This window comes from Rhodoferax sp. P1_F3 (assembly GCF_056405715.1).
Genome location: NZ_JBFUBO010000019.1, coordinates 1 through 11,341 on the forward strand (window position 1 = coordinate 1; position 11,341 = coordinate 11,341).

Genomic DNA, 11,341 nt, shown 5'->3' on the forward strand with positions numbered 1-11,341 from the left:
ACACTTGCAGCGTCTTCTAGACCAGGCCCGCTACTTCGTGCTGCCCGTGCGACGCACGGATCGCAGTTTCCCACGCCAGGTCAAACGCTCTACGCGCAGCAAGTACCCATCAAAAAAATGCCAGTCAGCTCTTAACTGACTGGCATTGCCCGATTGGGGCCTTTTTTATTTCAGAGCCTGGTAGCCATACAACCAGGGCACATCCAGCACATGCTGCCCCAGCAGCTTGAGCGACAGGTCGCGCCCCATGCGCAGCGGACCACGCAAGTGGAAGATCTCACCGTTGCGAATGGCCCGTGCCTGCACCCGCGCATTGCGGCGCCAGCGGCTTTGGGCATAGTGCGCCAACGCGGCAGGCACATCCGCAGAATGCGCCTGCAAAGAAATCACCAACTGCTGCGCATCTTCAATCGCCATGCCTGCACCCTGCGCCATGTAGGGGCGCATGGGGTGGGCGGCGTCGCCCAGCAGCGCAATGCGACCCTGGGCCTGCTCTGCAGCGCTGGTCATGGGCGGGCGGTCGTACAGCGGCCACAGGCGCCATTCGTCAATCGCGTGGATCAAGTCCAGCAGCGGTGCCTGCGCGTTGGCCAGTCGGGCACGCAGCTCGGCGGCATTGGCGCTGTGGTCCCACGACGTGGGGTCTCCCTCCGTCTGGCCCTGCACGATGGCCACCACGTTGAGCCACGCGCCACCGCGCACCGGGTACTGCACCGCATGGAACTTGGGGCCCAGCCAGGCCGTGACAGCGCAACTGCGCAGTGCGGCGGGCAAAGCGTCCTGCCGCACCATGGCCCTAAACGCCAGATGCCCTGTAGACCGGGGTTGCGACTGAGGCAGCAGGTGCTGGCGCACCCGGCTCCACAAACCGTCGGCCCCCACCAACAGCGGTGTGGTCAGCAAGTGCCCCTGCGCCGTGTGCAACTGCACACCCTGCGCATCCTCTTCCACGTGGGTGAGCGTCGTGTCCAGCTGCAGCGGCACGCCGTAGGCCTGCACGCCCTGCAGCAGCAGGCCATGCAGGTCGGCACGCGCCACCGTGGCGTAGGCAGCGTCGTATTGCGCCAGGGCCTGGCCCCCCAGTGGCAGCACGCCCAGGGTTTTAGCAGTTAGCGCGTTGCGCACTTCCAGTTGCGTGGGAAAGGCCGCCACGCTACGCAGCGCATCGCCCAAACCCCAGCTCTCCAGTACCTTCACCACGTTAGGCCCCAGCTGAATGCCGGCCCCCACCTCGCCAAAGGCGTGGGCCTGCTCCACCAGCCGCACGGCCAAGCCAGCGCGCGCCGCCGCCAGAGCGGCAGCCATGCCGCCTATGCCTCCGCCCACAATCACCATTGCTTGTTCCATACCCGCCATTCTCCCCCGCCCGGGCACCCCATAGTTTGACCTTGCGCAGCTACACTGGCAGCGCCTGCCCAACCACTGCACTCCCACCATGACCGCCAGCACCGACTTTGAACTGTTGTTTGAATCCGCCCCCATCTCCCTCTGGCTGGAGGACTACAGCGCCCTCAAGACCCAGTTTGCGCAATGGCGTGCTGAGGGCATCACCGATCTTGGCTCCTACCTGCGCCAGAACCCGCTCAGCGCGGCCCAGTGTCCGCAGTGCTACAAGGTACTGCAGGTGAACCAGCAAACACTGCGCCTATATGGCGCAGCCAACCAACAGGAACTGGTGGCGCGCCTGCCCGATGTATTCCGCGGCGACATGTTTGAACACATGGTGGCCGAGCTGGTACACCTGTGGAACGGTGAGCTGGAGTTTTCCAGCCAGGGCGTGAACTACACACTGGATGGGCGCCGCATGGACGTGCAAATCCATGTGCGCGTGCTCGAAGGCCATGAGGAGACGTGGGACCGCGTGATGGTGTCCCTGCAAGAGGTGACCGCGCACACCTTGGCGCGGCTGAAGCTGGAGCAGAGCGAGCAACACGCGCGCAATCTGTTTGACCTGTCCCCCGTGTCCCTGTGGGTGGAAGACTTCAGCGGCGTGAAGCGCCTGATGGACGAGGTACGGCATTCGGGCATCCAAGACTTCCGCGTATTCCTCAGCGTGCACCCTGAATTTGTCACCCGCTGCATGGAGCAGATCCGCGTGCTGGACGTGAACCAGCACACGCTAGACATGTTTGCGGCCACCGACCGTGCCGACCTCCTGGGCAAGCTGGACCTGGTGTTCAAGGGTGAGATGAGCGATTCGTTTGCCGACCAGCTGCTGGACCTGTGGAATGGCAAGAACATGCAGACGCGTGAGGTGATCAACTACTCGCTAACCGGGGAACTCATCAACATCCACATGCAGTTTACGGTGATGCCGGGGCATGAGGCCGATTGGGATCTGGTGCTGGTGTCGCTGGTGGATATCACCGCACGCAAAAAGGCCGAGGCCTACCTGGAATACCTGGGCAAGCACGACGCGCTGACGCGCCTGCGCAACCGCGCGTTTTATGTCGAAGAACTCAACCGCATTTCGCGCAAGGGCCCATGGCCGCTCAGCATCGTGGCCATGGACCTGAACGGCCTGAAGGCCGTGAACGACAACCAGGGCCACGCCGCAGGCGACGCCATGCTGCGCCGCGCGGGCGAGGTGCTGGCCAAGGCCGCGGGCGACCAACAGCCACTGTGCATGGCACGCATCGGTGGTGACGAGTTTGTGGCCCTGATGCCCGGCAGCGATGAGCGAGCGGCCAACGGGCTGAAGGAACGCATCGAGTCCATGTTGGAACTCAACAACCAGTTCTATCCCGGCCAGAAGCTCAGCCTGGCCTTGGGCATTGCCACGTGCAATACGGCGGCCGAAGTCGAGGCCACCATCCACGCCGCGGACCAGTCCATGTTCAAGGCGAAGCAGCGTTTTTACGAAACCGCTTCGCTGGAACGCCGCCGCGTCTAGTGCACGCCGCGGTGCGCCTTGCCATGGCTGCCATGCACATGGCCCGCGGACGGGACTGCAGGTGCCGCCGCGCCCTCTGACAGCCCCTGCAGAATGCCGCAGTGCGCTGCATCCTGCACGCCTTGACACTGGGCACGCAGGGCCTTGAGCTGCTTCTCCAGTTGGCGCAACTCGCGCACGCGCTGGGCCACATGGCCGATGTGCGCGTCCAGCAGCGCGTTCACCTGCACGCAGTTGTCTTCGGGCGCATCCTGAAACGCCAGCAGCGCACGGATCTCTTGCAGCGTCATGTCCAAGCTGCGGCAGTGGCGCACAAACTGCAGGCGCTGCGCGTGGTGCGCTTCGTACACCCGATAGTTGGCATCGGTGCGCACGGGCACAGGCAGCAGGCCCTCGCGCTCGTAGTAGCGTATGGTTTCCACCGGGGTGCCAGTGGTGCTGGCCAGTTCACCGATTTTCATGGGATGCGTCCTTCTTAACCCTGTTGCAGTATAGGGCTTGACTCTGAAGTGGCTTCAGAGTTTCCAATGCAGGCATTGACAAGGAAACCTATGAGCCAACACTGCTGCGAACACGACACCCCTGCCATCGAAACCCTGCAAAACCCCACGCGTTACCGGCGCATCCTGTGGATCGCCCTGTGGATCAACGCCGCCATGTTTGGTGTGGAGCTGGCCGCGGGCTGGCGTGCAGGTTCGCTGTCCCTGCTGGCCGATGCGATCGACTTTGCGGGCGATGCACTGAACTACGGTGTGTCGCTGGCCGTGCTGTCGGCCGCGCTGGCCTGGCGCGCACGTGCAGCCGTGGTCAAGGCCGTGTGCATGATGGGCTTTGGCCTGCTGGTGTTGGGCAAGGCGATCTGGAGTGTGTGGCAAGGCGGTGTGCCCGATGCCACCACCATGGGCGCGGTAGGCTTTCTGGCACTGGCTGCCAACGTGGCCGTGGCCTGGATGCTCTATGCCTTCCGCGAGGGCGATGCCAACATGCGCAGCGTGTGGCTGTGTTCCCGCAACGACGCCATTGGCAACATCGCCGTGATGCTGGCCGCCGTCGGTGTGGCCGGCACCAGCAGTCGCTGGCCCGACCTGCTGGTGGCCGCCGGCATGGCCGCATTGGCCCTGCAAGGCGGCTGGCAAGTCATGCGCCAGGCACGGGGTGAGTTGGCGAAGCCCGGCCATGGTGGGGACCATGACCACCATGGTCATTCGCACTAGGCCTGGTTTTAGTTCGCCACCGTGAACCGCTTCTGGATGTACTTCGGTGTTTCGATCTCATCAACGATGGCCACCGCCATGTCCTGCACCGAGATGCTGCCGGGTGCGCCGCCTTCGGCCCACAGGGGTGCGTCGGCGCCCAGGCGGTATTTGCCGGTGCGCACACCAGGGTTCAGCAGCATGGCGGGGGACAGGAAGGTCCAGTCCAACGACGTTTCTTTCTGAATCAGGTTCAGCGCATCGCGGGCTGCGCCAGCTGCGACTTTGTATTCAGCGGGAAACTCTGGGGTGTCCACCAGTTGCACGCCAGGCGCCACAAACAGGCTGCCTGCGCCGCCCACCATCAAAAAGCGTTTGACGCCGGACTGCTTCACGCCCGCAAAAATGGCGTGCGTGGCTTGCAAAAAGATCTCGGCAATCTTGGGTTCGGTCCAGCCGGGGTTGTAGGCGCTGATGACGGCGTCGTGGCCGGCAGCGGCCTTGGCCACTTGGGCGGCGTCCAGCGCGTCGGCGGCCACCACAGTCAGGCCGGTTTGGGCTGCCAGTTTGCCGGGGTTGCGAGCCAACACGGTGACCTGGTGGCCACGGCTGAGCAGTTCTGCCAATACTGGGGTGCCCACAAAACCGGTGGCACCAATCAGAGCGATCTTCATAACAAAACTCCTTAAAAAAGGTTGCAAAACAGAAGCCGCTAGTTTGTTTACTTCACAGCCATCTGAATAGACGGTAAATTTCACTTTCACTGTGAAGTAAAACTAAACAAATCCCATTTCCATGGACCAACTCAAACGCATGGCAGTATTTGCCGAAGTGGTGGCCGCAGGCTCCTTGAGCGCCGCTGCCCGTCAACTGGGCATGACACCCTCGGCCGTCAGTCAGCACCTGCGCCAGTTGGAGGGCGCGCTGGGCTTGGCGCTACTGCACCGCTCCACTCGCAAGCTCACGCTGACCGAGGCCGGGGCGCGGTACGTGGAGGGCTGCACCGCCATGGTGGCCGCAGCCCGGTCCGCAGACCAGGCGCTGGAACACCACCGCGACGAGCCCGAAGGCGAGCTGCGCATTGCAGCGCCCATCGGCTTTGGTGGCTTGCTGGCCACGGCTCTGGCACCGCTGCGCAACTTCCCCAGGCTCAATTTGCACCTACTGATGGACGATGCGCTGGTCGATGTGATTGCAGAGCGGGTGGACATTGCCGTACGCGTGGGCGGCCTGCCGGACTCCAGCCTGGTGGCCCGCAAACTGGGCACGCTGCGGGCGCAGCTGTGCGCCTCACCCGCCTACCTGGCCGCACGCGGCTGGCCCCAGCATCCGGCGGACCTGGCCCGCCACGACTGGCTGGGCGGGCGGCCGCAGGCCGCGGCGCTCGAGCAGCTGCAGCTGCACAGCAGCGATGGACAGACAGCCCGGGTGCAGGTCAGCTCCAGAGCGTCTGCCACGCAGGTCACGGCACTGCATGCGCTGTGCGTGGCAGGCTGGGGCATCAGCATCGTGCTCAGCGACGACGACCGCCGGGCCTTGGCCGATGGCCGCCTGGTGCCGGTACTGCCAGACTGGCGCCCACCCGACTATGAGGCCTACGCCATCACGGCCCGCCGAGGTGAGCAGCCGGCCAAGGTGCGCCACGCGCTGGCGCTATTGGCCAACTACTTTGAGACGACGGGATCCAAGTCAAGCTGAGATTGGGTGTAATTGGGCGTAATATTGGATGTATGCTGCACACTGAGTCCCTGCAAATCACCCCCGAAGTCCTGAGCCTGATCGCCCGGATTGACGAATTCAAAGGTGCCTGGCGGGCTCTTGGCACCCTCGCTCCAGACCGGCTGTCGGCCCTGCGCCGCGTTGCCACGATTGAAAGTATCGGCTCCTCCACCCGCATTGAAGGCAGCAAGCTCTCTGACCGCGAGGTGGAAAAGCTGCTCTCCAATTTGGAGATCAAGTCCTTCGAAACCCGCGACGAACAGGAAGTGGCGGGTTACGCAGAACTGATGGACTTGGTGTTCAGCGCATGGCAGGACATCCCGTTCAACGAAAACCACGTCAAACAGTTGCACCAGACCCTGCTGCGCCATAGTGAGAAAGACCAGCGACATCGTGGGCAGTACAAGACCCATTCCAACAGCGTTGCAGCCTTTGACGAAAACGGCACGCAGATTGGCATCGTGTTTGAGACGGCCAGTCCGTTTGACACACCGCGCCTGATGGCAGAGCTGGTAGCTTGGGTTACCCAGGAGCGCGACAAGGCACACCTGCATCCTCTGCTGATCATTTCCATCTTCGTCGTGGTCTTTCTGGAAATTCACCCGTTCCAGGACGGCAACGGGCGCTTGAGCCGTGTGCTAACCACCTTGCTGTTGATGCAAGCCAGCTATGCCTACGTGCCCTACAGCTCGCTGGAGAGCGTGATCGAGGTCAACAAAGAGGCCTACTACCTGGCCCTTCGCCAGACGCAGGGAACCATTCGCACAGAGACGCCCAACTGGCAACCCTGGCTGACGTTTTTCCTGCGTTCATTGGCCGAACAAGTCCGAAGGCTGGAGAAGAAGGTCGAGCGAGAAAAGATCGTTCTGGCGACGCTGCCGGAGCTGTCACTGCAGATTGTCGAGTTCGCCCGCGAACACGGACGCGTGACCATAGGCGACGCCATCCAACTGACCGGCGTAAGCCGCAACACCTTGAAGCAACACTTCCGCAACTTGGTAGAGCGCGGGCACCTGAGTCAGCACGGTGGTGGGCGGGGGGTTTGGTATGGGTTTCGGTAATTGATATGGGCGGTACGCAATGGCTGCTGCGGCGCCCACTAAGCCGCCAGCAACTGCCGCAGCACAAACGGCAGGATGCCGCCGGCGCGGTAGTAATCCGCCTCGATGGGCGTGTCCACCCGCAGCGTGAGCGTGATTTCATGGGTGCTGCCGTCGGCGCGCGTCACGCGCAGCGTGGCGTCACTTTGCGGGGTCAGGGCAGCATCAGGGATCACATCTATCGTCTCGTCGCCCTTGAGCCCCAGCGACTGCCAGGAGTCCGAGCCCTTGAACTGCAGCGGCAGCACGCCCATGCCCACCAGGTTGCTACGGTGGATGCGCTCAAAGCTCTTGGCCACCACGGCCTTGATGCCCAGCAGCTGTGTGCCCTTGGCGGCCCAGTCGCGGCTGGAGCCGGTGCCGTATTCCTCGCCCGCAAAAATCACTGTGGGTACGCCATCGGCCATGTACTGCATGGCGGCGTCGAAGATGAACATCTTGTTGCCCTGGTCTGGACCGTCGTGCTGGTACAGCGTCACGCCGCCCTCTTCGCGCGAGCCAGCGGCGTCGGGTGGAATCATCAAGTTCTTGATGCGCACGTTGGCAAAGGTGCCGCGCATCATCACGTCGTGGTTGCCGCGGCGCGCGCCGTAGCTGTTGAAATCGGCCTTCTGCACGCCATGCGCCAGTAGCCACTGGCCGGCGGGCGAGCTTTCCTTGATGGAGCCTGCCGGCGAGATGTGGTCCGTGGTGATGGAGTCGCCGAACAGCGCCATGATGCGGGCGCCTTGTACCGAATTTTCCACCGAGGATTCAGTGCCATTTAGGCCTGTAGCCCCCGTACTACTTGCGCCAGCAGCTATGGTATCCATAGCAAAGTCCGCAAAGAACGGCGGCTCGGCAATGTAGGTGCTGGTGGGCCAGGTGTAGGCCTGACCGGCCACGCCTTTGATCTTGTCCCACAGCAGGCCAGGCTCGGTCTTCACCTTGGCGTAATTCTCGCGGAAGGCCTTTCCCTTCATTGCGTACTTCAGCAGCTTATAAATCTCGTCACTGGTCGGCCAGATGTCGCCCAGGTACACGTCCCGTCCGCCCTTGCCCTTACCCACGGGCTCGGTCATCAGGTCGCGGTTCACCGTGCCCGCAATGGCATAGGCCACCACCAGCGGCGGGCTAGCCAAAAAGTTGGCCTTCAGGTTGGGGTGGATGCGGGCCTCGAAGTTGCGGTTGCCCGAGAGCACGGCGGCACAGATCAGGTCATTGGTGGTGATGACTTCATTGAGCTCGGGCGTCAGGTCGCCCGCGTTGCCGATGCAGGTGGTGCAGCCATAGCCCGCCAGCGCGAAGCCCAGTTTTTCCAGATATGGCAGCAGTCCGGTCTCGGTCAGGTATTCGGTAACGATGCGCGAGCCAGGCGCCAGGCTGGTCTTGATGTGCGGCTTGACCTTGAGCCCGGCCTCGACCGCCTTTTTGGCCAACAGGCCCGCGGCCAGCAGCACGCTGGGGTTGGAGGTGTTGGTGCAACTGGTGATGGCAGCAATCAGCACGTCGCCATTGCCGATGGTCACGTCCGAGCCACTGCCCGCGGCCACCGCAGTCGTAGCGGTGTTGGGCGCATGGTTGGCGGCCAGCGTAGGCTTGCTTTCCATTTCCACTACTTGACGTGGCGCACCCAGCGGTGCGGGGGGGGTCTTGGGTACCTTGGTCGTCAGCGGTTCGTCCCAGGTGCGGGCCAGGTGGCGGGTGTGGAACACGGCCGCGTTCTGGTTAAAACCGTTCTCGGCATTGGGTTTGGAGAACAGCGACTCAAACTGGCTGGCCACCTTGCCCAGCTCAATGCGGTCTTGCGGGCGCTTGGGGCCGGCCAGGCTGGGCGTCACGTTGCCCAGGTCCAGCTTCACCACCTGCGAGTAATCGATATCGCCCGACTTGGGCACACCAAACAGGCCCTGGGCCTTGAAGTAGGCCTCAAAGGCTTCCATCTCGGGCTTGGTGCGGCCGGTGCCGGCAAAGTACTCCATGGTCTTCTCATCCACTGGAAAGAAGCCCATGGTGGCGCCGTACTCGGGCGCCATGTTGGCGATGGTGGCGCGGTCGGGCAGCGCCAGGGTGCGCGTGCCTTCGCCATAGAACTCCACGAACTTGCCCACCACCTTGTGGCTGCGCAATATCTCGGTCACGGTCAGCACCAGGTCGGTGGCGGTTACGCCTTCGCGCAGGCGGCCCGTCAGCTCAAAGCCCACGACATCGGGTGTCAAGAAATACACCGGTTGGCCCAGCATGGCGGCCTCGGCCTCAATGCCACCGCAGCCCCAGGCGACCACGCCAATGCCGTTGATCATCGTCGTGTGGCTGTCGGTGCCGACCAGGGTATCGGGGTAGTAGACGTTGTCCTTGGTCTTGTGCACACCGCGCGCCAGATATTCCAGGTTCACCTGGTGCACGATGCCAAAACCAGGCGGCACCACGCGGAAGGTGTCAAACGCCTGCATGCCCCACTTCATGAACTCGTAGCGCTCGCGGTTGCGCTGGAACTCCAGCTTCATGTTCAGGTCCAGCGAGTTCTTCTTGCCGTAGTGGTCCACCATCACCGAGTGGTCCACCACCAGATCGACCGGCACCAGCGGCTCAATGCGCTTGGGGTTCTTGCCCAGCTTGACGGCCACACTGCGCATCGCTGCCAGATCGGCCAACAACGGCACGCCAGTAAAGTCTTGCAGCACCACGCGGGAGACGACGAACGGAATCTCGTTGGTGCGGTGGCCGGTGGGGCTCCAGTTGGCGACCTCGGCCACGTGCTCGGCGGTAACTTTCTTGCCATCGCAGTTGCGCAGCACGCTTTCCAGCACGATGCGCATGGACACCGGCAACCGGTTGATATTGGGAAATTGCTTGGCCAGCGCTGGCAGGGAATAGAACTTGCCGGCTTTGCCAGAGGCAGTCTTGAAGTTCTTGAGGGTGGACGCAAAGGCGTGGGGCATGGGTTCTCCTCCGGGGATGTTCAAGGGGTTGTTAGGTCCATTGTGGCGCTATTGCACGGCAACTGCATGGCACGACGGCCAGGCCCCACGGTCCGCTAGGGTTCGGGGCTGCGTTCCACCACAATGCGGGCGTGGCGCTCGAACGTCCAGTAAGACCACGCCCAATCGATCATCACGACCAGGCGGTTGCGGAATCCGATCAAGAAGAACACGTGGATGAACAACCAGAACAACCACGCTGGGAAGCCCGTGAAGTGCAGTTGCCCCAACAGCGGAACCCCCACATCGGCCACTGCGGCCTTGCGCCCGATGGTGGCCAAGTCACCGTAGTTGACGTAGCGAAACGCCGCGCCGGGCTGGCCGTGCAGGCGACGCAAGATGTTGCCCGCAGCCACACGGCCCATCTGCTTGGCCCCGGGTGACACGCCGGGTACGGGCACCGGATCTTTGCCGGGCACATGGCTCATGGCGGCAGCCAGATCCCCCACCACACTGATCTCGGGGTGGCCTGCCAGGCTTAGATCCGGCAGCACCTGCACGCGGCCTGCACGGTCCAGCGTGGCACCCGTGGTGGCCGCCACCAGCTTGCCCAATGGCGATGCGGCCACACCCGCGGCCCAGACGACCGTGGCCGCGTTGATGCGCTGCGCCTGCCCGCCCTCTTCCACCGTGATGCCCTGGGCGTCGATGTGCGTGACACGGGCGCTCAGCCGCACGTCCACCCCAATTTTTTCGAGCTGGCGTTGGGCGCTGTCGCTCAGCGCCTGCGGGTAGTTGCCCAGCACACGCTGGCCTCCTTCAATCAACAGCACACGCGCCTGTTGCGGCTGGAAGCGGCGGAATTCGCCCTTCAGCGTGTGGCGCGCTATCTCCACCATGGTGCCGGCCATTTCCACCCCAGTGGGGCCGGCGCCGATGACGACCGAGGTGAGCAAGGCATCGCGCTCGGCCACAGGTGCCGCCACGGGCAGGCTCTCGGCTTTTTCATAGGCCATGAGCATCTGGCGGCGGATGACGAACGCGTCTTCCAAGGTCTTGAGGCCGGGCGCATGGGCGGCCCAGTCGTCATGTCCAAAATAACTATGGGTGGCGCCGGCGGCCACGATCAGGTGGTCGTAACACAGCGTCTGCCCATCGCCCAGCTGCACGGTTCGTGCATGTGCATCCAGCCCCGTCACCTCGGCCATCAGCACGGTCACATTGGGCTGGCGGCGGAAGATGCGGCGTATGGGCTCTGCAATGGCGGGGGCCGTGAGCCCCGCGGTGGCCACCTGATAGAGCAGCGGCTGAAACAAATGGTGGTTTTGCCGGTCCACCACGGTGATGTCCACGTCGGCATGGCGCAGGGCTTTGGTCGCCTCCAGCCCGCCGAAACCACAACCGATGATGACAATGCGCGCACGCACCGCAGAAGCTTGTGAAGTCATCCTGGCATCGTAGCAGCGCCCAAAAGCACGTGTCGCATGCGTTATCGACAACCCGCCGCCGCCATGCGTAAATGCCACCAAAATGATC

Annotated in this window: 9 protein-coding genes; 4 read left to right on the forward strand and 5 right to left on the reverse strand. The window is 63.3% G+C overall.

Features of this window, described 5'->3' with window-relative positions:
• Positions 1 to 165: 165 nt before the first annotated feature.
• Entirely contained in the window at positions 166 to 1,347 is a 1,182-nt protein-coding gene (locus AC1DZ5_RS20640; protein WP_477892545.1) for an FAD-dependent monooxygenase, read from the reverse strand.
• A gap of 88 nt (positions 1,348 to 1,435) precedes the next feature.
• Between AC1DZ5_RS20640 and AC1DZ5_RS20645 the strand changes: the two genes are divergently transcribed.
• Positions 1,436 to 2,893: a sensor domain-containing diguanylate cyclase gene (locus AC1DZ5_RS20645; RefSeq protein WP_477892547.1), complete on the forward strand. Its 1,458-nt coding sequence runs from the start codon at positions 1,436 to 1,438 to the stop codon at positions 2,891 to 2,893.
• On the opposite strand, the gene cadR is transcribed toward AC1DZ5_RS20645, so the two are convergent.
• Positions 2,890 to 3,354, reverse strand: coding sequence for a Cd(II)/Pb(II)-responsive transcriptional regulator (cadR, locus tag AC1DZ5_RS20650; protein ID WP_477892549.1), 465 nt, complete (start codon positions 3,352 to 3,354; stop codon positions 2,890 to 2,892). The two genes, AC1DZ5_RS20645 and cadR, sit on opposite strands and share 4 nt — an antisense overlap.
• 90 nt (positions 3,355 to 3,444) lie before the next feature.
• On the opposite strand from cadR, the gene AC1DZ5_RS20655 reads away from it, so the two are divergent.
• Positions 3,445 to 4,107, forward strand: a complete 663-nt coding sequence (locus AC1DZ5_RS20655) for a cation efflux transmembrane domain-containing protein (protein WP_477892551.1) — start codon at positions 3,445 to 3,447, stop codon at positions 4,105 to 4,107.
• An 8-nt stretch (positions 4,108 to 4,115) separates the two neighbouring features.
• On the opposite strand, the gene AC1DZ5_RS20660 is transcribed toward AC1DZ5_RS20655, so the two are convergent.
• The gene (locus AC1DZ5_RS20660; protein WP_477892553.1) at positions 4,116 to 4,760 is read right to left on the reverse strand and encodes an NAD(P)-dependent oxidoreductase; all 645 of its coding nucleotides are present in this window, start codon (positions 4,758 to 4,760) and stop codon (positions 4,116 to 4,118) included.
• Between the two features lie 121 nt (positions 4,761 to 4,881).
• Here AC1DZ5_RS20660 and AC1DZ5_RS20665 point away from each other — a divergent pair, with 121 nt between their 5' ends.
• Positions 4,882 to 5,784 carry a LysR family transcriptional regulator gene (locus AC1DZ5_RS20665; RefSeq protein ID WP_477892555.1) on the forward strand — a complete coding sequence of 301 codons (903 nt, stop codon included), beginning with the start codon at positions 4,882 to 4,884 and terminating at the stop codon, positions 5,782 to 5,784.
• Positions 5,785 to 5,816: 32 nt separating this feature from the next.
• The gene (locus AC1DZ5_RS20670) at positions 5,817 to 6,866 is read left to right on the forward strand and encodes a Fic family protein (protein WP_477892557.1); all 1,050 of its coding nucleotides are present in this window, start codon (positions 5,817 to 5,819) and stop codon (positions 6,864 to 6,866) included.
• Between the two features lie 38 nt (positions 6,867 to 6,904).
• On the opposite strand, the gene AC1DZ5_RS20675 is transcribed toward AC1DZ5_RS20670, so the two are convergent.
• The gene (locus AC1DZ5_RS20675; RefSeq protein WP_477892559.1) at positions 6,905 to 9,826 is read right to left on the reverse strand and encodes an aconitate hydratase; all 2,922 of its coding nucleotides are present in this window, start codon (positions 9,824 to 9,826) and stop codon (positions 6,905 to 6,907) included.
• A 95-nt stretch (positions 9,827 to 9,921) separates the two neighbouring features.
• Entirely contained in the window at positions 9,922 to 11,253 is a 1,332-nt protein-coding gene (locus tag AC1DZ5_RS20680; protein WP_477892561.1) for an NAD(P)/FAD-dependent oxidoreductase, read from the reverse strand.
• Positions 11,254 to 11,341 lie beyond the last annotated feature (88 nt).